Genomic DNA, 22434 nt, shown 5'->3' with positions numbered 1-22434 from the left:
TCGCCGGTGATGAGCACCTACCGCGACCTAGCCTTCCCGAGGTCACTGAGCAACACCCGCGTGACCGGCGCCCCCATCGGCTCCAGGCGCGCGACAGCGCTGCGCACTGTGGGCACCCGGGAGCGCCGTTCCCACCTGACGGCACCCCGCGTGCCCACCGTCGGCATCGACATCGGCGGCACGAAGGTGATGGCGGGCGTCGTGGACGCCGACGGCAACATCCTGGAGAAGCTCCGCACGGAGACCCCGGACAAGTCCAAGAGCCCCAAGGTCGTCGAGGACACCATCGTCGAACTGGTCCTGGACCTGTCCGACCGCCACGACGTGCACGCGGTCGGCATCGGCGCGGCCGGCTGGGTCGACGCCGACCGCAACCGCGTCCTGTTCGCACCCCACCTGTCCTGGCGGAACGAGCCGCTGCGCGACCGCATCGCCGGCCGCCTCGCGGTCCCGGTCCTGGTGGACAACGACGCCAACACCGCCGCCTGGGCCGAGTGGCGCTTCGGCGCGGGCCGCGGCGAGGACCACCTCGTCATGATCACGCTCGGTACCGGCATCGGCGGCGCGATCCTGGAGGACTGTCAGGTCAAGCGCGGCAAGTACGGGGTCGCCGGCGAGTTCGGCCATATGCAGGTCGTGCCCGGCGGCCACCGCTGCCCGTGCGGCAACCGCGGCTGCTGGGAGCAGTACAGCTCCGGCAACGCGCTGGTCAGGGAGGCGCGCGAGCTGGCCGCTGCCGACTCCCCGGTGGCGTACGGGATCATCGAGCACGTCAAGGGCAGCATCGGCGACATCACCGGCCCGATGATCACCGAGCTGGCCCGCGAGGGCGACGCGATGTGCATCGAGCTGCTCCAGGACATCGGCCAGTGGCTCGGCGTCGGCATCGCCAACCTGGCCGCCGCCCTCGACCCGTCCTGCTTCGTGATCGGCGGCGGGGTCTCGGCCGCCGACGACCTGCTCATCGGGCCCGCCCGGGACGCCTTCAAGCGGCACCTCACCGGCCGCGGCTACCGCCCCGAGGCCCGTATCGTGCGCGCCCAGCTCGGCCCCGAGGCCGGCATGGTCGGCGCCGCCGACCTCGCCCGGCTGGTCGCCCGCCGCTTCCGGCGCGCCAAACGGCGCAGGGTGGAGCGGTACGAACGCTACGAGCGGTACGCGCAGGCCCGCCGCAGCCAGGAGTCGCTGTGACGGGTACGCTGCCGCCGCAAGCCGGTCCGGCCGACGAGGCACAGGTGCCGGCCGAGGACCGCCGCCATGTGATCCGCCGCAGGGCGCTCACCCTGCTGATCATCGTGCTGCTCATCGGCATCCCCGCCGGATACCTTGTGATCTCCGCCAACCAGAGCCGCAACAGCGGCAAGGACAAGGAGGAGAAGTACTCGGCGCGGGGGCTGACCAAGGGCTGGCCGTCGAAGGTGCAGCGGCGGCTGTACCAGGTGCCGATACCGCGTCCGTCCAACAGGGTCGCCTGGTACGAGACGAACAACTGGAAGACCAGCCGGCTGTACGTGCAGTTCCAGACCACGCACGCCGGGCTGGACCGCTTCCTCAAGCAGGTGGGCGTCAGCCGGAGCGAGCTGACGAAGGGCGACGTCACGATCGGCTCGCGCGACCAGCAGGTCACCGGCTGGAGGTTCTCGGGCCCCGGCGCCCGGCCGGGCGCGAACTGGGGCCTGGTGCACCAGCAGAAGAACCCCAAGCCGACGCAGGACATCGTGGTGAACACCGGCAATCCGAAGTATCCGACGGTCTACGTCGTCTCGCGCCTGGTTCCCTGACCGGTCCGGTTGCCTCCGGTCCCTCGCGGTCGGCCGCCGGGGCCGATTGTCAGACCCCGCCCGTAGAGTCGAAGACGACTGATCCGATGTGCGGGCGGGAGGTGACAGGACGTATGGGTGGATCGATGCCCCAGGGGCTGGCGGCTGTGTTCCTTCCGGCACCGGTGCCACGTGAGGGACGGGTGGCTTTCTGGGACCCGGACGGCGGGGTTACGTCGACGGCGCCCGGCCTCGCGTCCACGCCCCTGACCGTCGTACGACCCCATGGGTCCGGCGTCCGTCGCAAGGAGATCCCGGCGCTGACCCTGCCGGTCGGCGAGGCCCTGCCGTCGCTCGTCCGGGCCCGGCACGACCCGGCCGCCCACCCCGCCACGGCCTGCTGGGGCGCGGCTGCGCTGCACGCGCTGCGGCTCGCCGCGCGGGGGCGACTGCTGCCCGGGCTGACGCCCACCGGGCACGACGCCTGGCGGGCCGGGCCCCTCGACCCCGATGACATCGCCCACCTGCGTGCGGTGGCCGCCGCGCTGCCGTACGAGGGGCATGCGGTGCCGCTGCCAGGACCGGGCCCGCTGCGGCTGCCCGAGCCGGAGGCGCTGATGCGGGCCTTCCTGGACGCGGTCGCGGATACCCTGCCGCGCACCCCCGCCGCCGCACACGCCTGCGGCAAGCCCTTCGCGGCCGTCCCGCCCCAGCGCCTGCCCGATGCCCACGACTGGGCCGCGGAGGTCGCCGCCGGGATGGACGCGGGCGTGCGGATCTCGCTGCGCCTGGACCTGGCGGCGCACGACCTGTTCGACGCGGGCGAGGACGGCGACCGGGTACGCCGGGCGGGCGCCGCGATCGTGCAGGTGCACAGCCTCGCCGACCCGACGCTCGTCGTGGACGCGGCGGCGCTGTGGACGGGGGACGCGGACGGCGACTTCGGTCCCCGCGCGCGTGTGGACGCAGCTCTCGCCGTCCGGCGCGCCGCGCGTGTCTGGGCGCCGCTGGACCGGCTTGCCGAGCAGGACGTGCCCGATGTGCTCGCCCTGTCCGAGCCGGAGCTGAGTGATCTGCTGGGCGCGGCGGCCGCCCGGCTCGCGGCGGCGGGCGTCGCCGTGCACTGGCCCCGCGACCTGGCACGGGACCTGACGGCGGCCGCGGTGGTTCGGCCCGCGCCGGGCTCGGCGACCGACGGCACCGGCTTCTTCGAGAGTGAGGAACTGCTGCAGTTCCGCTGGCAGTTGGCGCTCGGCGGGGAGCCGCTCAGCGAGGCCGAGATGGACGCGCTCGCCGAGGCCCACCGCCCCGTCGTCCGGCTGCGCGACCAGTGGGTCCTGGTCGACCCGGCGCTCGTCCGCAAGGCCCGCAAGCGCGAACTGGGCCTGCTCGACCCGGTGGACGCCCTGTCCGCCGCGCTCACCGGCACCGCGGAGGTCGACGGCGAGCAGGTCGAGGCGGTGCCGGTCGGTGCGCTGGCCGCCCTGCGCGACCGCCTCACCGCCGGGGTACGGCCCGCCGAACCACCCCCCGGGCTCCGTGCCACCCTCCGTGACTACCAACTCCGGGGCCTGGCCTGGCTCGACCTGATGACCTCCCTCGGCCTCGGCGGCTGCCTCGCCGACGACATGGGACTCGGCAAGACGGTCACCGTCATCGCCCTCCACCTCAAACGGGCCCGCACCGAACCGACTTTGGTGGTCTGCCCGGCCTCCCTACTGGGCAACTGGCAGCGGGAGATCGAGCGGTTCGCGCCCGGCGTCCCCGTCCGCCGCCACCACGGCACGGAACGCACCCTGGACGACCTCGACGGCGGCTTCGTCCTCACCACGTACGGCACGATGCGATCGGCGGCGGCCACGCTGGCCCGGCAGAAGTGGGGCATGGTCGTCGCCGACGAGGCGCAGCACGTCAAGAACCCCTACTCGGCCACGGCGAAGGCCCTGCGCACCATCCCGACGCCCGCGCGCGTCGCCCTCACCGGCACCCCCGTCGAGAACAACCTCTCCGAGCTGTGGGCGCTGCTGGACTGGACGACGCCCGGCCTGCTCGGCCCCCTGAAGTCCTTCCGCGCCCGGCACGCGCGCGCGGTGGAGACCGGCGAGGACGGGGAGGCGGTGACCCGGCTCGCCCGCCTGGTCCGCCCGTTCCTGCTGCGCCGCAAGAAGTCCGACCCCGGTATCGTTCCCGAGCTGCCGCCCAAGACCGAGACCGACCACCCAGTGCCACTCACCCGCGAACAGGCCGCGCTGTACGAGGCGGTGGTGCGGGAGTCCATGCTCACCATCGAGACGGCGGAGGGCATCGCCCGCCGCGGCCTGGTGCTCAAGCTGCTGACCTCGCTGAAGCAGATCTGCAACCACCCGGCGCTGTACCTGAAGGAGGAGCACAGCCCGTACGGCGGTGACCGGCTCGCCGCCCGCTCCGGCAAACTCGCCCTGCTGGACGAGCTGCTGGACACACTGCTCGCGGAGGACGGTTCGGCGCTGGTCTTCACGCAGTACGTCGGCATGGCCCGCCTGATCACGTCCCACCTGACCGCCCGTGCCGTCCCGGTGGACCTGTTGCACGGCGGCACACCGGTGCCGGAGCGCGAACGCATGGTGGACCGCTTCCAGGGCGGCGCCACCCCGGTCCTGGTTCTGTCCCTCAAGGCCGCCGGCACCGGGCTGAACCTCACCCGCGCGGGCCACGTCGTCCACTTCGACCGCTGGTGGAACCCGGCGGTGGAGGAACAGGCCACCGACCGCGCCTACCGCATCGGCCAGACCCAGCCCGTCCAGGTCCACCGCCTGATCACCGAGGGCACGGTGGAGGACCGCATCGCCGAGATGCTGGAGTCCAAGCGCGCCCTGGCCGACGCGATCCTCGGCTCCGGGGAGGCGGCCCTCACGGAGCTGACGGACCGTGAGCTGTCCGACCTCGTGTCGCTGCGGAGGGCGTCGTGACGGGGGAGCGGGGGCGGTCCTGGGCGTGGGGTGAGGACGAGGTGCCCGATGAGGGGCGGATGCCGGACGCGGAGGAGCCTGGGGAGGCTCAGGGCGGCTCGCGCGAAGAGGCGGCGCAGGCGCGGCCCGCTGATGTGGCGCGTCGGGCTCTGTGGGCTGCTCGGGAGCGGGCTGAAGGGGCCGGGGACGATACGCCGTCGGCGGGCGCCCGACGCTCGGGCTCCGCTTCCAGCTCCGGGCCGGGCAGCCCGGTGAGCCCGGAGCCCCGGCCCGGCGACGCCGCCAGGGCTGCGTTGCGGCGGGCAGTGTCGGCTCGGCGGGGTGGCGCTGGGGGCGCCGGGGCGGCTGAGGCATTGGGGGGCGGATCGGGCCGGGAGTCCGGTGACGCCGCCAGGGCTGCTCAGGGGCGGGGGGTGTCGTCTCGACGGGGCGGCGCCGGGGGCGCCGGGGCGGCCGAGGCATGGGAGGGCGGATCGGACCGGGAGTCCGGTGACGCCGCCAGGGCTGCGCTGGGGCGTGCGGTGTCGGCTGGGCGAGGTGTCGCTGAGGACGCCGGGGACGTCGGGGCGGCTGACACACTGAGGGGCGGATGGGGCCGGGAGCTCGGTGACGCCGCTAGGGCTGCGCAGGGGCGGGCGGTGTCGGCTGGGCGAGGTGTCGCTGAGGACTCCGGGGACTCCGGAGCGGCTGACGCACTGAAGGGCGGATCGGACCGGGAGTCCGGTGACGCCGCCAGGGCTGCTCTGGGGCGGGCGGTGTCGGCTCGACGGGATGGCGCCGGGGGCGCCGGGGTGGCCGAGGCATTGGGGGGCGGATCGGACCGGGAGTCCGGTGACGCCGCTAGGGCTGCGCAGGGGCGGGCGGCGTCGGCTGGGCGAGGTGTCGCTGAGGACTCCGGGGCCGCTGACGCACTGAGGGGCGGATCGGGCCGGGAGCCCGGTGAATCCTCGGACGCCCCTGCGGCCGAACCGTCCAGCCGCCCCTCCGACATCGCGCGCGACGCGTTGCGCGCCGCCCGGAGTGAGCGGGAGGCCGAGGGCCGTCAAGCACGGGAGGACATCGGTACGACGGGCGTGGAGCCGGAACCACGGTCGGCACACCGACGGGCTCGATCGGCAGCCAGCCCGTCGCCCCGCGCCCCGCATGCCCGCCCCACCGGCGGGTTCCGACGCCCCCATGCCCTAGGGGAGTTGCTCGCGACGACCTTCAAGCCAGCGACCCGCGCGGCCGCGACGCACGAGCCCGCCGCCGACGACGACGTACACCAGGTCAGTCCGCCCACCGCACCCCCCGCCGCATCCCCTGAGGACACGACCTCCCACTCCACATCCCCCGACGCACCCCCTGAGGACTCCACCACCCACCCCACGCCCACCGCCGCAACCCCCCGCGGCCCCCGCGCCCCTCGCTCCATGGCCTCCCCCCACCGCGACAGCGACCTCCGCCGCACCTTCCCCGCCTTCCCGCCCCGCCCCTCGGACGACGACGCGTCCTTCGCCGAGACCTGGTGGGGCAACGCCTGGATCACCGCGTTGGAGCAAGGCGCGCTGGACGTCAAGCGGCTGGCGCGCGGACGTGGTTACGCCCAGCAGGGCCATGTGGACGCCATCACGGTGACCCCGGGCCTCGTCCTGGCCTACGTCCGCGGCAGCCGCCCCCGGCCGTACCGCGTGCAGGTGCGGCTGCGCACGCTGGACGACGCGGACTGGGAACGGTTCCTGGACGCCGCCGCCGAACGGCCCGGCCATATCGCCGCGCTGCTCGACAAGGAGATGCCCCAGTCGCTCGCGGACGGCGACGTCCCCCTGCTGCCAGGCCCCGGCGACCTCGACCCGCACTGCAGTTGCCCCGACCGCGGCCACCCCTGCAAGCACGCCGCCGCCCTCTGCTACCAGACCGCGCGCCTGCTCGACGCCGACCCCTTCGTGCTGCTCCTGCTGCGCGGCCGGGGCGAACGCGAGCTGCTCGACGCCCTCTCCCGCCGCAACGCCACCCGCGCGGCCCGCGCCGCCCAGGAGCGGGAACCGGCCCCGCTGCCGGGCATCCGGGCCACCGACGCCCTGGCCGCACGTGAACTTCCTCCGCTGCCACGTCCGTTGCCCGCCCCACCGCATCCCGAGCAGCCCCCGGTCTACCCCGCCGCCCCGGGCGGCCCGGACCCGTTCGCGCTGGACCAGCTGGCCACCGACGCCGCCGCCCGCGCCCACGCCCTGCTCGTCACCGGTCGCGACCCGGTGGCGGAGCTGACGCTGTGGCAGGACGCGGTACGGCTCGCGGCGGCGCGCCCCGGCTCCGGCCTCACCGCGGGCACGCGGGCCCTGTACTCCTCGCTCGCCTCCGCCGTCGGCCGTACCCCGGCGGAGCTGGCGCGCGCGGTCGCCGCCTGGCGTCAGGGCGGCCTCGACGGACTGGCTGCGCTTGAAGAACCCTGGGACCCACCGGCCGGCCGCTTCGACCGCGCCCGCCCCCTCCTCCTCGCCGCCGACCTCCCCGCCTTCCGCCCCTGGCGCAACCGCCTCACCCACCCGAACGGCCACATCCAGCTCCGCCTGGGCCGCGACGCCCTCTGGTACGCCTACGAGTCCGAACCGGGCCAGGACGACTGGTGGCCCCGAGGCACCCCCGACCCCGACCCGGTCGGCGCCCTCACCGGCATCGACGCCACGGACGAATTGTGAGCGGAGTGGTCCTTCGCAGTTCCGGCGACCTCGGTCGCGTCGGCGGCCTGCTCCGAACCGCGCCAGCGGGCGTACCAGAGCCCTGCGCGCCAGGCCAGCCAGGCGTCTTCGAGCTCCGCCGCCAGCACCTCGTACGACAGGCCGAACGCGTACAGCGCCTCGAGGTCCTGGCGGGCCGTGATGTGCCGCCCCGACAGAGCGTCGCCGATGAGGACCGAGCCATGGGTGAGGGACGGCAAGGCGGCGCGGGTGACGGCGTGGACCACGCCCCAGGCGATGAGGTGGTCCGTGTACGAGGGCCGGTCCGGCGGTTCGAGGGACGTCCAGACCAGGTGGGGCAGATGGGCGCCGTGCGCGGCGAGCGCCTGCCAGCGGGGGCCGCTCATGGCCTGTTCGTGGCGGTGGTAGACGAGGCGGGCATGGGCCCGGGCCGCCTCGCCCGTCGGATAGCGGGACGCGTCCAGACCCCGCTCGCCCAGCCGACGGTCCACCAACTGGTCGATCGGGGCGATGGGGAGCGAGACGGCGGTACAGATGCGGCGCAGCGGACGGCCCGCCCGACGCGCCTGCTCCAGGCCGGTGCAGAGCGCCGCGAAGACCTGCTCGTAGCGCGCCGCGCTGAACACCGGGGAGATGTCGACACCGATGCCGTCGGCGACCAGGGAGCCCACCAGGTCCAGGTTGCCGGCGGTGCCCGGCACCTTCAGGAGCAGATTGGGACGGTCGACGGCCCACCACGTCGCCCGTACCTGTTCGCCCAGCGACATGTCCGGCGCGTCCGGCGGGAGATCGACCGACACCAGGCCCCTGCGGCCGCCGCTCGCCTCGTACAGCGGGAGCAGCACGTCGCACGCCGCCCGCGCGGCCACCGTCGACAGCCGCCGGTGCGCCCGGACCGGGTCGGCCACGGGGCCACGTAGCGCCGCCGGCCGCGCGCAGCCGTCGGCCGCCGGCACGTCGTCGACGGTCCAGGTCAGCCCGGACAGATCCCACGCCGCCACCAGGCGCGCCAACTGGCCGACGGTGTCGGAGTGGTGGAACCCGCGCAGCCAGACGGCCACGCCCTCGGCGCGCAACCGTTTGAGGTGTCGGCCGGTCGTGTCGCCGGCGTTCATCGAATGGTCTTCCTCCCCTTCCCCCGTGAACACCGTCAATCCACCACGAAGTCGGTACGCCGCTGATCCCGCGGACCGTGAAGGGCCACCGTAGGTGGACGCGGTGGACCAGGTGCAGGTGAAGACCGCCACTTCGTCAGGTCCGCGGCCCACCGGCCCGGTGCGGACGCCGGGACCTGACGAGGTAACCATCGCCGTGTGGTCCGGGGTCGGCGCCGCGCACATGCTGCCCACGGACCCTAGTGAAAGGAACCGATTGACGATGTGCGGTCTCGCGGGATGGGTGAGTCTGCGACGCGATCTCACCCGGCACACCGACATCGCGTCCGCCATGACGCGCACCATGGAGTGCCGGGGCCCGGACGCGCACGGGATGTGGGCCTCCGCACACGCGCTCCTCGGGCACCAGCGGCTCAGCATCATCGACCTGGAGGGCGGCAAACAGCCGATGAGCGCCACCCCCGGTGTGCCGGACGCGCCGGTCGTCACCTACACCGGGGAGATCTACAACTTCCGTGAGCTACGAGCCGAGCTGGAACGCCTCGGGCACCGGTTCCGCACCGCAAGCGACACCGAGGTCCTGCTCCACGCCTACCTGGAATGGGGCGAGGACTTCGCAGAACGACTCAACGGCATGTACGCCTTCGCCCTGTGGGACCCGCGCACCGAGCAACTCCTGCTGGTCCGTGACCGGATGGGCGTCAAGCCGCTCTACTACTTCCTCACCGACGACGGCATCCTCTTCGGCTCCGAGCCCAAGGCCGTTCTCAGCCACCCGGAGGCCGAGGCCGTCGTCGACGCCGACGGGCTGCGGGAGATGTTCGGCATCGTCAAGACGCCCGGGCACGCCATCTACCGCGGCCTGCGCGAAGTACGCCCGGCGACCGTCGTGCGCTTCGACAAGGACGGGCTGAGCGAACGCGAGTACTGGCGGCTGACCGCGCGCGAGCACACCGACGACCTGCCCACCACGGTCAACCATGTGCGGGAGCTCCTGGAGGACATCGTCGAACGGCAGCTCGTCGCCGACGTCACCGTCGGCACGCTGCTCTCCGGCGGCCTCGACTCCAGCGCCGTCACCGCGCTCGCCGCCCGCGCCCTCGCCGCCCAGGGTGAACGCCGGCCACTGCGCGCCTTCTCCGTCGACTTCACCGGGCACGACGAGCGCTTCGAGGCCAACGTCCAGTGGGAGGACCCCGACACCCCCTTCGCGATCGAGGTGGCCCGGCACGTCGGCGCCGAGCACGTCGTCGTCGAACTCGACAGTGACGACGTACTCGACCCGGACGTACGGGCCAAGGTGCTGCACGCGCAGGACCTGCCGGTGTCCACCGGTGACATGGAGTACTCGCTGTACCTGCTGTGCCGCGCGCTCAGGGAGCGGATGACCGTCGCGCTGTCCGGGGAGGCGGCGGACGAACTCTTCGGCGGATACACCTGGTTCCACGACAAGGAGGCCGTCGAGGCGGACACCTTCCCGTGGCACCACCCCTTCGAGAAGGCGGGCGGCATCGGCGCCCTGCGCGACGTCGGCATCTGGGACCGGCTCGGGCTGGGCGAGTACATCAAGCAGCGCTACGCCGAGGCCCTCGCCGAAGTCCCACGACTCGCCGGCGAGCAGGGCCACGAAGCCCGGATGCGCGAGATCAGCTACCTCAACATCACCCGCTGGGAGAACTTCCTGCTCGACCGCAAGGACCGGATGAGCATGGCCGTCAGCCTGGAGGTGCGCGTCCCGTTCACCGACCACCGGCTCGTCGACTACGTCTTCAACGTCCCCTGGGCCATGAAGAACCACGACGGCCGCGAGAAGAGCCTGCTGCGCGCCGCGATGCGCGGGATCCTCCCCGACTCCGTCCTGGACCGCAAGAAGAACCCGTACCCCTCGACCCAGGACGTGACCTACGAACTGGCCCTGCGCACCATGGTGGAGGGCCTGCTCACCGAAGGCTCCCCGGTGCTGCAGCTCGTCTCCGCCGACGCCGTCCGCAAGCTGCTCGACCGGCCCGTCGGCGCGTACGCGATGGGCGGGCCGTGGAGCGCCCGTGCGGTCCTGGAGCGGCTCTTGGAGTTCGACGCCTGGGTCAGGCGGTACGGCGTGAAGGTGGAGCTGTGACCTCGTGACCGTGCTCACCGTCTGGTCCGACATCGGCTGCCCCTGGGCCGGGCTCGCCCTGCACACCGTGCGGGCCGCCGCCCGGTCCCGCGGCCACGAGCTGCTGATCGACCACCGTGCCTTCCCCCTGGAACTGTTCAACGCCGAGCCCACACCGCGGCACATCGTCGAACCGGAGATCGTCGTCATCGGCGCCGCCCGGCCCGAACTGGGCTGGCGCGTCTGGGCGGGCCGTGACGCCGCCTATCCGGCCACGACACTGCCCGCGCTGGAGGCCGTACAGGCGGCGAAGGACCCGGCGATCGGCGGCCTGCGCGGCTCGGACGCGCTGGACGCGGCCCTGCGGCACGCCTTCTACGCCGAGAGCCGCTGCATCAGCATCGTCCCGGTCATCCTCGACGTCGCCGCGGGCTGCCCCGAGGTCGACGCGGACGCACTGGCCGGGGCGCTGGCCCGCGGGGCCGGCCGCGCCGAGGTGTTCGCGCAGTGGTACGCCGCCCGCGACACCGGCGTACAAGGCAGCCCGCACCTGTTCGGGCCGCACGGCTGGGCCGAGCACAACCCAGGCGTCCGGCTTGCCTGGACCGGTGACCCGAACGACGGCGGTCTGCCGTGCCTGGAGTCGTTCGACCCCGGCTGGGCCGAGGCGTTCCTCGACGCGGCCGAGGCGGGGGAGGGGGCCGGGACGGGCCCCTGAACCCACGGGACCCCTCATCCCTGTCCGCCTCTCCGCCTCCCCTCCGCTCCTGTCTCGCGTCTCACCCGCACCCGTCCGGAGCCCGGTGCCTCGGGCGCGGGCTCCTCGTCATCGGAGCCCCGTATGCCCCTGACACCGTCGTCACCTCCGCGCCCGCCGCACACCGACCGGCGGGCGCGGACCTCTGTCGCGCTCACCGCGGTCCTGGCACTGCTGTCGTTCGTGATGCCGCTCGCCACCGACATGTATCTGCCCGCGTTCCCGACGATGGCGGACGAGCTGCGCACCAACGCGTCGGGAGTCCAGCTCACCCTGACCGCCTTCATGGTCGGACTGGCCCTCGGGCAGCTCGTGTTCGGACCGCTGTCCGACCGGTACGGCAGACGGCGGCCGATCCTGATCGGCACCGGGATCTGCGCCGTTGCCACCGCCCTGTGCGCCGTGGCGCCCTCGCTGGAGTGGATGATCCTGCTGCGCTGGCTTACCGGCGTCGGCGGGGCGGCCGGGCTCGTCGTCGGGCGCGCGGTGGTCGCCGACATCGCGCGGGGCGAGCAGGCGGCACGGCTGTTCGGCATCCTCATGGCGCTGGGCGGCGTCGCCCCGATCGTCGCGCCGATCGCGGGCGGCGCCGTGGTCACCGCGGCCGGATGGCGGGCGGTGTTCTGGGTCCTCGCGGCGGCCTCCCTGGTGACCTTCGCCGCCGCCTACGTCATCGTTCCGGAGAGCCTGCCCGCCGCGCGCCGCACCCCCGTCGGGGCGGGAGCGGTGGCCAGGTCGGTGCGCTCCGTCCTCGCCGACCGTGCGTATCTGGGGTTCACCGGCGCCTTCGCCTTCGGCAGCGCCGCCCTGTTCTGCTACATCTCCGGATCGCCGTTCCTGCTGCAGAACGTGCTCGGCCTGAGCGTCGGACAGGCGTCGGCGGCGTTCGCCGCGGGCGCCCTCACCGCCACCCTGTCCAGCGCCCTGAGCGCCCGCCTCGTCGGCCGCTTCACCCCCTGGTCGCTGCTCCTCACCGGTCTGGTCATGCTGGCCACGGCCGCGACGGTCGCGCTCGCCGTCACGGCCGCGGACCGGCTCGGCCGGATCGCCGCCTTCACGCTGCTCGCGCTCGCCTTCGTCGGGCTCGGGCTCGTCTTCGCCAACGGCACGACGCTCGCCATCGGCGCGGTGCCGCACGCGGCCGGCGCGGGTTCCGCCGTGCTCGGCACCGCACAGAGCGCGCTCGGCGCACTGGCTGCCCCCTTGATGGGACTCGGCGGCGACCGCACCGCGCTGCCGCTGTTCCTCGGGATGACCGTGTCCGCGGGCCTCGCCCTGCTGTGCCTCGCAGCCGCGCCCCGGAAACAGATTCTGGGGAATTCTTGATGTCATTCTGGAGGCGACCTATAGGGAAACCAGTGAGATCGCACCCGAGTCGAAAGTGGATTTCCGCAGGACATTCGACCGCCCGTGAAGTGCGGTGATACCTCTCCTCTCCTTCCGTGCGGGGGACTTGACGGAGTACCGAGTCATTCCTTTCCGGGGCTATTTCGGGCCCCGGAGAATTCACGGCACCCGTCCAGAAGGAGGTTTCAGTGGAGCACTATCTCGCGCTCCTGAGCCGGCTGCCCGCCGCCCAGCAGCCGGAATGGGAGGACGACCGGGCTCTGCACCAGGTACGGGACGATCTGGCGGCCCGGCCCGCGCTGGTGCGGGCGCGGGATGTCCACCGGCTGCGTTCCCTGCTGGCACGGGCCGCCTCCGGAGCCGTCCAGGTCATCCAGGCCGGAGACTGCGCGGAGGACCCCGAGGAGTGCACCCGCGGCTATGTCGCGCGCAAGGCGGCCCTGCTCGACCTGCTCGCCGGAACCCTCAAGTCGCTGTCCCACAAACCCGTGCTGCGCGTCGGCCGGATCGCCGGCCAGTTCGCCAAGCCCCGCTCACGGCCGACCGAGACCGTCGCCGGACGCACCCTCGCCGTCTACCGCGGTCACCTCGTCAACAGCCCCGAGCCCGACCTGCTGCTGCGCCGCCCCGACCCGCGCCGGCTGCTCACCGGCTACGACGCGGCGAGCAGCGTGCTGCGCCATCTCGGCTGGCACCAGGCCACGCCGGGCCAGGACGTGGACGCCACGGTGTGGACCAGCCACGAGGCGCTCGTCCTCGACTACGAACTGCCCCAACTGCGCGAGGACGGCAACGGATCCCCCTACCTGGCGTCCACCCACTGGCCCTGGATCGGCGAGCGCACCCGCCAGGCGGACGGCGCGCACGTCGCCCTGCACGCCGCCGTCGTCAACCCGGTCGCCTGCAAGGTCGGCCCCGGCATCACCCCGGAGGAACTGCTCGCCCTGTGCGACCGGCTCGACCCGCACCGGGATCCCGGCCGGCTCACCCTCATCGCCCGCATGGGCGCCGCCGCCGTGAGCACCCGGCTGCCCCGCCTGGTGCGCGCCGTCCGGCAGGCCGGGCACCCCGTCCTGTGGCTGTGCGACCCGATGCACGGCAACACCGTCAGCGGCCCGGACGGTCTGAAGACCCGTTTCGTCGAGACGGTCGTCCACGAGGTGGAGGCCTTCTACGAGGCGGTCGCGGAAGCCGGTGGCACCGCGGCCGGACTGCACCTGGAGACCACGCCCGACGACGTCGCCGAGTGCCTGTCGCGCGAGGCGCCCGACGAGCGGGACGCGGGCAAGTACACGAGCTTCTGCGACCCGCGGCTCAACCCCGCCCAGGCCATGACGGTGGCCGCGGCCTGGCGCGGCTGACCGCATGGCAACCCAACGACACGTGCGGCACCCCCAACGACACGTACGGCACCCCAACGACACGTCAGTCACTGGAGGCGAGTTGAATCCGAACACGGACCTGCCTCGGGGCACGGCCCTGGTCACCGGCGCGGCCGGCGGCATCGGCGGTGCGATCGTCCGGGCCCTCGGCGAGCACGGCGTCACCGTCGCCGCCGTGGACCGGGCCGCGGCCCGCCCCGACGCCCTGGCGGAGAAGGCCCGCGCCGACGGGCTCGACGTGCACGCGTTCACCGCGGACGTCAGCGACGAACACGAGGTCGAGGCCCTGCTCGACGACGTCGAACGCAGCCTCGGCCCCGTCGGCAGCCTGGTGAACGCGGCCGGTGTCCTCAGGCCCGGCCCCGCCCACGCCCTCAGTCACGAGGACTGGGCCCGCACCTTCGCCGTCAACGCGACCGGTGTCTTCCTCGTCTCCCGCGCCGTGGTGCGCCGCATGCTCGACACCCGGCGCACGGGAGCCGTCGTCACCATCGCGTCCAACGCCGCCGGCACACCCCGCACCGACATGGCGGCGTACGCCGCGTCGAAGGCGGCCGCGACGATGTACACCAAGTGCCTCGGCCTCGAAGTGGCCCAGCACGGCATCCGCTGCAACGTCGTCGCGCCCGGCTCCACCGAGACCCCCATGCTCAGCTCCCTGTGGCGCGATGCGTCCGGGCGCACCGGCACCCTGGAAGGCGCCCCCGACCAGTACCGGGTCGGCATACCGCTCGGCCGGATCGCCGACCCCGTGGACATCGCCGAAGCCGCCGTCTACCTGCTCTCCGACCGGGCCCGGCACATCACCCTGCAGTCCCTCGTCGTCGACGGCGGCGCCACGCTGGGGGTGTCCGCATGACCCGCGCACTGCCCGCCCCCGGCATCCCCGCCATCGAGGCGTATCCGCTGCCCGGACCCGGCGAACTGCCCGCCAACACCGCCCGCTGGACGCCCGATCCGCGCCGCGCCGTACTCCTCGTGCACGACATGCAGCGCTACTTCCTGCGGCCCTTTCCGGAGACCGTACGCACCCCGCTGATCGCCAACGCCGCGCTGGTGCGGCGCGCCGCGGCCGACACCGGCATGCCCGTCGCCTACACCGCCCAGCCCGGCGGAATGACACCGCGTCAACGGGGCCTCCTGGAGGACTTCTGGGGACCGGGCATGACCCCCTCGGCGCAGGACCGCGAGGTCGTCGACGAGCTTGCGCCCGGCCGCTCGGACCACACCTTCACCAAGTGGCGCTACAGCGCGTTCGTCAACTCCCGGCTGCTGAGCTGGATGCGGCTGCAGCAGCGCGACCAGCTCGTCATCTGCGGGGTGTACGCGCACGTCGGCGTCCTGGTCACGGCGTGCGAGGCGTTCTCGCACGACATCCAGCCGTTCCTGGTGGCCGACGCGGTCGCCGACTTCAGTGCCGCCGAGCACCACATGGCCCTGCGGTACGCGGCCCGGCGCTGCGCCGTCGTCACCAGCGCCGAGCAGTGCGACGCCGAACTGCGCGCGGCGCACGGACAGGGGGAGCGGCGATGACCGACGACCTGCTCGGCCGGGTCCTCGACGGCGCCGTCGGCGCGTACGCGCTGCTGTACCGGCCCGAGGCCACCGGGCCCGGCATCGTGGAGCTGCTGGCCGGTGACACAGTGCGCCTGGACCGGCTCGCCGAACTGTCGGCCTTCACCGGCCTCACCGGCGACCCGGGCGCTGACGAACCGCGCCACGAGGCCCTCGCGCTAGTGCCGTACCGGCAGCTCGCCGAACGCGGCTACGAGGCGCCCGACGACGGTGCTCCGCTCATCGCGCTCGTGGTGCGCGAGCAGACCCGCGTGGCGCTCGCCGACGTGCTGGCCCGGGTGCCTGCGGCCCCCGCCACCCTGAGCGGTGGCCGCTTCGAACCGGACGACGACAGCTACGCCGCGACGGTACGGCGGATCGTCGACGACGAGATCGGCACCGGCCAGGGCGCCAACTTCGTCGTCAAGCGCTCCTTCGTCGCCCACGTCGACGATCACGACACGCACACCGCCCTGCGCTTCTTCCGCCGGCTGCTCGGCCAGGAGACCGGCGCCTACTGGACGTTCCTGGTGCACACCGGGGACCGCACCCTCGTCGGGGCCTCCCCGGAGCGGCACATCAGCCTGGACGCCGGGCGCGCCGTGATGAACCCGATCAGCGGCACCTACCGCTACCCGCCCACCGGTCCGGTGCTCGACGAGGTGATGGCGTTCCTGCGCGACACCAAGGAGACCGACGAGCTGTACATGGTCGTCGACGAGGAACTCAAGATGATGGGCCGCATCTGCGAGGACGGCGGCCGGGTCGTGGGGCCGCGGCTGAAGGAGATGGCACGGCTCGCCCACACCGAGTACTTCATCGAGGGCCGCTGCACCCGCGAGATCCCCGACATCCTGCACGAGACCCTGTTCGCCCCCACCGTCACCGGCAGCCCCGTGGAGAACGCCGCCCGCGTCATCGCCCGCTACGAACCCGCAGGCCGCGGCTACTACGCGGGGCTCGCCGCGCTCATCGGCCGCGACGGCCAGGGCGGCCCGGCCCTCGACTCCGCCATCCTCATCCGCACCGCGGACGTGGCCGCGGACGGCCGCGTCGAGATCGGCGTCGGCGCCACCCTCGTACGCCACTCCGATCCGGCCGCCGAGGTCGCCGAGACCCGGGCCAAGGCCGCCGGGCTGATCGACGCGCTCGCCGGGCGCGGCGGCAGGCTCGCCGACCACCCCGAAGTGCGCGCCGAACTCGCCCGCCGCAACGCCACCATCGCCGGTTTCTGGCTGGCCTCGGGCAGCGACGACGACGCCCCGCCCGGATTCGGCGGGCGCACCGCCCTGGTGATCGACGCGGAGGACACCTTCACCGCCATGCTCGCCCACCAGCTCCGCGCGCTCGGCATGACCGTCACCGTGCGGCGCTACGACGAGCCGTACGTCCTCGACGGGCACGATCTGGTCGTCATGGGGCCCGGTCCGGGCGATCCCACGGACGTCGCAGATCCGAAGATCGCGCATCTGCGGGCGGCGGTGCACGAACTCCTCGACCGCAGGCTGCCGTTCCTCGGGGTCTGCCTCAGCCACCAGGTGCTGGCCTCGCTGCTCGGACTTCGGCTGCGGCGCAGGCTGCGGCCTAGCCAGGGCGAGCAGCGGCGCATCGACCTGTTCGGCGAGAGCGTCCGGGTCGGCTTCTACAACACCTTTGCCGCGCACGGCACCGACGACAAGAAGCACGTCGACGGCGTCGGCGTGGTCGAGATCTGCCGGGACCCGGACAGCGGTGAGGTGCACGCGCTGCGCGGACCGGGTTTCGCGTCCCTGCAGTTCCACCCCGAGTCACTGCTCACCCAGAACGGCCCGCGCATCGTGGGCTCGCTGATCAAGGAGGTACTCAGGTCGTGAAGGCCGTCATTGCCTGGTGGGATCTCGCGCAGTCCGGACGCGACGCGGCATCGCTGCGGGCGTTCCTGCGGGACGAGGCCGTCGCCCGGTTCGCCCAAGTCCAGGGTTTGCGGCTGAAGGTGTGGATGTCCGACGAGCCGACCGCCCGCTGGGGCGCGGTGTTCCTGTGGGAGTCCGCCGAGGCCGCGGGCCAGCGGCTGCCGCAGCGCGCCGCCGAGATCATCGGCTACCCGCCCACGGAGGTGCACGTCTTCGACGTGGAGGCGGTCACCGAGGGACGGCACGGCACACCGGACCTCGCGGGGCTCGGCCTCGCCTACGCGGAGAGGAGCCCGGCCGCGTGATGGACCTCGTCATCGTGGGCGGTGGCATCGGAGGACTCGCCGCCGCCCTGGCCGCGGCGCGCGCCGGATGCCGGGTAACCGTGCTCGAACGCCGCGACGTCATGAGCGAGCTGGGCGCCGGCATCCAGCTCGCTCCGAACGCTTTCCACGCCCTGGACCGGCTCGGCGTCGGCGACGCGGTCCGTGACCGCTGCGTCCGTATCGAGACGCTGCGCCTGATGGACGGCACCTCGGACGAGACGCTCGCCGCGATGCCGCTGACCGGCGCGTACCGGACCCGGTTCGGCCATCCGTACGCCGTCGTGCACCGTGCCGATCTGCACCGCCCGCTCCTGGACGCCTGCCGGGACGCCGGGGTGGAGTTGCGTGTCGACAGCGGTCTGACGCGCTACGAGCAGGGCGCGGTGGACGTCACCGCCGTCCTCGCCGACGGGGAGCGGGTGCGCGGTCACGCCCTGATCGGCGCCGACGGCATCCGCTCCACCGTGCGCGCCCAACTCCTCGGCGACGGGGAGCCGCGCGTCTCGGGGCACACCATCTACCGGTCCCTGGTGCCCATGGACTCCGTGCCTCAGGAGCTGCGCTGGAACGCCGTAACCCTGTGGGCCGGGCCGAAGTGGCACCTCGTCCACTACCCCATAGCCTCCGGCGAGTTCCTCAACCTGGCGGTCACCCGGGACGACGGCGCACGGCAGGCAGTGGCCGGGGTGCCCGTGCCCAGGGAGCGGGTCCTCGGCGAGTTCCCCGGCCTCGGCTCGTATCCCCGCCGGCTGCTGGAGCTCGGCCGGGACTGGCGCACATGGGTGCTGTGCGACCGCGACCCCGTCGGCACCTGGACGGAAGCACGGGTGGCCCTGCTCGGCGACGCCGCCCACCCCATGCTCCAGTACGCCGCCCAGGGCGCCTGCCAGGCGCTGGAGGACGCCGTGGTCCTGGGCGGACTCCTCGACGGGGCCGGCCCCGACGACGTACCGCAGCGCCTGGAGAAGTACGCCGCGGCGCGCCGCGAGCGGACGGCGAAGGCGCAACTGGTGGCCCGTCGGATGGGGGAGCGGCTCTACCACCCGCAGGGCCGGGCCGCCACCGAACGCAACGCGATGCTCGCGACGTTGTCGACGACCGACATGTACGACGCCGTGCACTGGCTGCACGGGGAGCGGACGTTCCTCGCCCCCGGCGTCGGCTGAACCCCGACCGCACGAAGGCCTCCCCGGCGTCGCCAGGGAGGCCTTCTGCATTCCCGGCGTCACACCGGGGCGGCCGGGGTCTCCTTCAGCGGGCGCCACCAGGCCTCGTGGGTGCGGTACCACTCCACCGTCTCGCGCAGCCCCGTGTCGAACGACTTCAGCGGCCGGTACCCGAGCTCCTCGCGGATCTTCGTGTCGTCGATCGCGTACCGCAGATCGTGACCCTTGCGGTCCGCCACCAGCCGGATACGGGAGGCGTCCGCGCCGCACAGCTGGAGGAGCCGCTCGGTGATCTCACGGTTCGTCAGGCCGGTGCCGCCTCCGACGTTGTAGATCTCACCGGCCCGGCCACGGGTCAGCACCAGATGCACGGCCCGGCAGTGGTCGTCGACGTGCAGCCACTCCCGGGACTGCCGACCCGTCCCGTACAGCGGCACGGTCAGTCCGCTGAGCAGATTGGTGGTGAACAGTGGGATCAGCTTCTCGGGGTGCTGGCGCGGCCCGTAGTTGTTGGAGCAACGGCTGATGCGCACGTCCAGCCCGTGCGTGCGCCAGTAGGCGCGGGCGAGCAGGTCCGAGGACGCCTTGGACGCCGCGTAGGGGGAGTTGGGCAGCAGGGGCTGCGTCTCGTCCCAGGTGCCCGTCTCGATGGAGCCGTAGACCTCGTCGGTGGAGATGTGCACGAACGTCTCCACACCGCAGTGCAGCGCCGCCTCCAGGAGCGTCTGGGTGCCCAGCACATTGGTCCGTACGAAGGCCCGCGGACCCAGCAGGGAGCGGTCCACGTGCGACTCGGCCGCGAAATGCACGACCTGCCGATGACCGGGCATCAGCGTCCGCACCAGCTCCTCGTCGCAGATGTCGCCCTTGACCAGGGTGAGACGCGGGTGGTCCAGCGGCAGATTGGCGGTGTTGCCGGCGTACGTGAGCAGGTCGAGGACGGTGACCTCGGTGTTCTCGTAGCCCTCGTAACGGCCCTCCAACAGGCAGCGCACGAAGTGCGAGCCGATGAATCCGGCGCCGCCGGTGACCAGGACGCGGTGAGTCATGCGACCACCGCCCGGCAGTCGTCGCCCACCACCAGCTGGTGCGCCCGGGTGCCGGGAGGCGAGGTGACCTTCGCGCCACGACCGATCAGCGAGGCGCGCACCGGTCGGACCCCGTCCAGCACCGCGCCGTCCAGCAGGATGGAGTCCTCGATGTCGGCGCCGTGCACGGTGCAACCGGCGCCGAGCGACGTGTGCGGGCCGACCCGGCTGTCCTGCACGACCGTGTCGGCGCCGACGACGAGCGGGCCGGTGAGCCGGGAGCGTACGACGGTGGCGCCGGGCTCCACGATCACGGCGCCGTCCAGCACGCTCTCCTCGTCGACACGGCCGCGCACCTCGGCCTCGACCCGGTTCAGCAGCACCCGGTTGCACTCCAGGAGACCGTCGATCTTCCCGGTGTCCTGCCAGTACCCGGAGTACTCGACGGCGGTGACCGTGCGGCCCCCGGTGACCAGGTGCTGGATGGCGTCCGTGATCTCCAGCTCGCCGCGCGCGCTGGGCGGGACGGCCCGTACCGCGTCGTGGATGGCGGGGGTGAAGAAGTACACGCCGATCACGGCGAGATCGCTGCGCGGATGCCGTGGCTTCTCCACCAGGGCCCGCACCACCCGGTCCGCGCCGACCTCGGCCACTCCGTACTGCCGCGGGTCGAGGACCTTGGTGACCATGATCTGGGCCGCCGGGCGGCGCGCCGCGAACGACTCGGCGGCGTCGCCTATGCCCTCGACCAGCACATTGTCGCCGAGGTACATGACGAAGTCGTCGTCGCCGAGGAAGTCCTCCGCGATGGCCACGCAGTGCGCCAGTCCCAGCGGCGCCTGCTGCCGTATGTAGGTGATCCGCAGGCCGAGCCGGGAACCGTCGCCGATCGCGGCGGCGATCTCGTCCGCGTGGTCCCCGACGATGATGCCGACCTCGCGCACGCCGATGGCGCGGATGTTCTCCAGGCAATGCACCAGGACCGGTTTGTTCGCCACCGGGACCAACTGCTTGGCCATCGAGTGGGTAAGGGGACGGAGCCGGGTTCCCATTCCGCCCGACAGTACGAGTGCTTTCATTGCGACCTCTCACTCAATAGGTGGGGCAGCGGTGGGAATGACAATGCCGCAACGGTCTTGCGGTGCCCTTGAGAAGACTTAGCGTCCCGCCAGGGGATACCGGTGAGCGGTCTCCAGAGATCCTCTGAGAATTCCCTAGACCGGATTCCTAGGGTGACCGTCATGCGCATTCTCTTTCTGGCCGGGGGAAGCCCGGCGACGATTTTCGGCCTGGCGCCGCTCGCCACGGCCGCACGGAACGCGGGACATCAGGTGTTCCTGGCGTCCACCGAGGAGATGATGCCGGTCGCCGCCGGCGCCGGACTGCCCGGCGTCCCCGTCACCGGGCGCTCGATCCGCGACTTCATGACGACGAGCCGCACCGGCGAAAGCCTTCAGTGGCCCGAGGACCCGCAGGAGCACATCCACTTCATCGGCCGCGGCTTCGGCCGCATGGCCGCCGACAGCCTCCCGGCGCTGACCGAGCTCGGCCGCGCCTGGAAGGCCGACCTCGTGGTCGGCGGCATGCTCTGCTTCGCGGCACCGCTGGCCGCCAGGCACCTCGGCATCCCGTACGTGCGGCAGGCCTGGGACACCGGCGAGCCGCCCGAGGTGGACGGCGCCGCGGCGAGCGTCATGGGGCCCGAGCTCGCCGAACTGGGCCTGGACCGGCTGCCGGAGCACGACCTCTACGTCGACATCTGCCCGCCCAGCCTGCGCCCCGCCGACGCGTTCGACGCGCAGCCCATGCGCTACATACCCGGCAACGGACAGCGCGCTCTGGAGCCGTGGATGTACGTCCCCGGCGAGCGCCGCCGCATCCTGGTGACCGCGGGCAGCCGGGTCAGCCGGCATCAGTACTTCGACTACGTGCGCGAACTCGCCCGCAAGGTGGGCGCGCTGGGCACCGAACTGCTCGTCGCCGTGCCCGACGATGTCGCCGACGAGCTGACCGAGGGGCTGCGCCATGTGCGGGCCGGTTGGATGCCGCTCGACGTCGTCGCGCCCACCTGCGACCTCGTCGTGCACCACGCGGGCGGCGGCACCGCCCTGTCGGCGATGAATGCGGGCGTGCCGCAGCTGCTCATCCCCAACATGCCGAAGCTGGTGCCGCCTTCGCGCCGGCTCGTCGACTTCGGGGCCGCGCTGATGGTGCCGGACGGCGAGGACTCGCAGGACGCCGTGGTCGCCGCCTGCGAGAAGATCCTCGGTGACTCCTCCTACCGGGAGCGCTCGCAGGCGCTGGCCGCGGAGATCGCCGGTATGCCGCTGCCCGCGCAGGTGGTCGGCGCCCTGGAGGATCTCGTCGGCTGAGCGCGACGGACGCA

Annotated in this window: 17 protein-coding genes; 14 read left to right on the top strand and 3 right to left on the bottom strand. The window is 73.0% G+C overall.

Annotation, left to right across the window (positions count from 1 at the left end; translation table 11 throughout):
* Window positions 1-9 precede the first annotated feature (9 nt).
* The 4 genes from SSP24_RS05670 (at window position 10) to SSP24_RS05655 (ending at window position 7386) form a co-directional block, all read left to right on the top strand.
* Window positions 10-1191: an ROK family glucokinase gene (locus SSP24_RS05670; RefSeq protein WP_141307656.1), complete on the top strand. Its 1182-nt coding sequence runs from the start codon at window positions 10-12 to the stop codon at window positions 1189-1191.
* The gene (locus SSP24_RS05665) at window positions 1188-1781 is read left to right on the top strand and encodes a sugar kinase (RefSeq protein ID WP_141307655.1); all 594 of its coding nucleotides are present in this window, start codon (window positions 1188-1190) and stop codon (window positions 1779-1781) included. The genes SSP24_RS05670 and SSP24_RS05665 overlap by 4 nt, the downstream gene beginning before the upstream one ends.
* Window positions 1782-1867: 86 nt before the next feature.
* A complete protein-coding gene (locus tag SSP24_RS05660; protein ID WP_141307654.1) occupies window positions 1868-4708 on the top strand; it encodes an SCO1167/SCO6262 family helicase in 2841 nt (946 codons plus the stop codon).
* A 638-nt stretch (window positions 4709-5346) separates the two neighbouring features.
* A complete protein-coding gene (locus tag SSP24_RS05655; protein WP_373306634.1) occupies window positions 5347-7386 on the top strand; it encodes an SWIM zinc finger family protein in 2040 nt (679 codons plus the stop codon).
* Here the strand turns inward: SSP24_RS05655 and SSP24_RS05650 are convergent.
* Window positions 7284-8501 carry a transaldolase family protein gene (locus tag SSP24_RS05650; protein ID WP_167529520.1) on the bottom strand — a complete coding sequence of 406 codons (1218 nt, stop codon included), beginning with the start codon at window positions 8499-8501 and terminating at the stop codon, window positions 7284-7286. The genes SSP24_RS05655 and SSP24_RS05650 overlap by 103 nt on opposite strands.
* A 262-nt stretch (window positions 8502-8763) precedes the next feature.
* On the opposite strand from SSP24_RS05650, the gene asnB reads away from it, so the two are divergent.
* The 9 genes from asnB to SSP24_RS05605 all read left to right on the top strand — a co-directional run bounded on the left by asnB (window position 8764) and on the right by SSP24_RS05605 (window position 19020).
* Window positions 8764-10617: an asparagine synthase (glutamine-hydrolyzing) gene (asnB, locus tag SSP24_RS05645; RefSeq protein WP_141307652.1), complete on the top strand. Its 1854-nt coding sequence runs from the start codon at window positions 8764-8766 to the stop codon at window positions 10615-10617.
* Between the two features lie 4 nt (window positions 10618-10621).
* Window positions 10622-11314, top strand: coding sequence for a DsbA family oxidoreductase (locus tag SSP24_RS05640; protein WP_141307651.1), 693 nt, complete (start codon window positions 10622-10624; stop codon window positions 11312-11314).
* 123 nt (window positions 11315-11437) lie between these two features.
* Window positions 11438-12679, top strand: coding sequence for a multidrug effflux MFS transporter (locus SSP24_RS05635; RefSeq protein WP_141307650.1), 1242 nt, complete (start codon window positions 11438-11440; stop codon window positions 12677-12679).
* A gap of 209 nt (window positions 12680-12888) precedes the next feature.
* Window positions 12889-14061, top strand: coding sequence for a 3-deoxy-7-phosphoheptulonate synthase (locus SSP24_RS05630; RefSeq protein WP_141307649.1), 1173 nt, complete (start codon window positions 12889-12891; stop codon window positions 14059-14061).
* Window positions 14062-14143: 82 nt separating this feature from the next.
* On the top strand, window positions 14144-14941 hold the full coding sequence (locus SSP24_RS05625) for a 2,3-dihydro-2,3-dihydroxybenzoate dehydrogenase (protein ID WP_229864759.1): 798 nt from the start codon (window positions 14144-14146) through the stop codon (window positions 14939-14941).
* Window positions 14938-15615, top strand: coding sequence for an isochorismatase family protein (locus tag SSP24_RS05620; protein WP_141307647.1), 678 nt, complete (start codon window positions 14938-14940; stop codon window positions 15613-15615). The genes SSP24_RS05625 and SSP24_RS05620 overlap by 4 nt, the downstream gene beginning before the upstream one ends.
* Window positions 15612-17489: a chorismate-binding protein gene (locus tag SSP24_RS05615; protein WP_141307646.1), complete on the top strand. Its 1878-nt coding sequence runs from the start codon at window positions 15612-15614 to the stop codon at window positions 17487-17489. Before SSP24_RS05620 ends, SSP24_RS05615 begins: the two co-directional genes overlap by 4 nt.
* A complete protein-coding gene (locus SSP24_RS05610; RefSeq protein WP_141307645.1) occupies window positions 17486-17833 on the top strand; it encodes a hypothetical protein in 348 nt (115 codons plus the stop codon). Before SSP24_RS05615 ends, SSP24_RS05610 begins: the two co-directional genes overlap by 4 nt.
* On the top strand, window positions 17830-19020 hold the full coding sequence (locus SSP24_RS05605) for a 3-hydroxybenzoate 6-monooxygenase (RefSeq protein WP_141307644.1): 1191 nt from the start codon (window positions 17830-17832) through the stop codon (window positions 19018-19020). Before SSP24_RS05610 ends, SSP24_RS05605 begins: the two co-directional genes overlap by 4 nt.
* Before the next feature lie 59 nt (window positions 19021-19079).
* Here the strand turns inward: SSP24_RS05605 and rfbB are convergent, their stop codons facing one another.
* Both rfbB and SSP24_RS05595 read right to left on the bottom strand, forming a co-directional pair.
* Window positions 19080-20069 (bottom strand): dTDP-glucose 4,6-dehydratase, encoded by a 990-nt coding sequence (gene rfbB / locus SSP24_RS05600; RefSeq protein WP_141307643.1) that lies wholly within the window; start codon window positions 20067-20069, stop codon window positions 19080-19082.
* Window positions 20066-21127, bottom strand: a complete 1062-nt coding sequence (locus SSP24_RS05595) for a glucose-1-phosphate thymidylyltransferase (RefSeq protein WP_141307642.1) — start codon at window positions 21125-21127, stop codon at window positions 20066-20068. The genes rfbB and SSP24_RS05595 overlap by 4 nt, the downstream gene beginning before the upstream one ends.
* A gap of 162 nt (window positions 21128-21289) precedes the next feature.
* Here SSP24_RS05595 and SSP24_RS05590 point away from each other — a divergent pair, with 162 nt between their 5' ends.
* Complete coding sequence (locus SSP24_RS05590; RefSeq protein ID WP_141307641.1) at window positions 21290-22420, top strand: nucleotide disphospho-sugar-binding domain-containing protein; 1131 nt, start codon at window positions 21290-21292, stop codon at window positions 22418-22420.
* The last annotated feature ends 14 nt before the right edge of the window (window positions 22421-22434 follow it).

This window comes from Streptomyces spinoverrucosus (assembly GCF_006539505.1).
GTDB lineage: Bacteria > Actinomycetota > Actinomycetes > Streptomycetales > Streptomycetaceae > Streptomyces > Streptomyces spinoverrucosus.
This window is presented reverse-complemented; position numbering and strand designations above follow the sequence as displayed.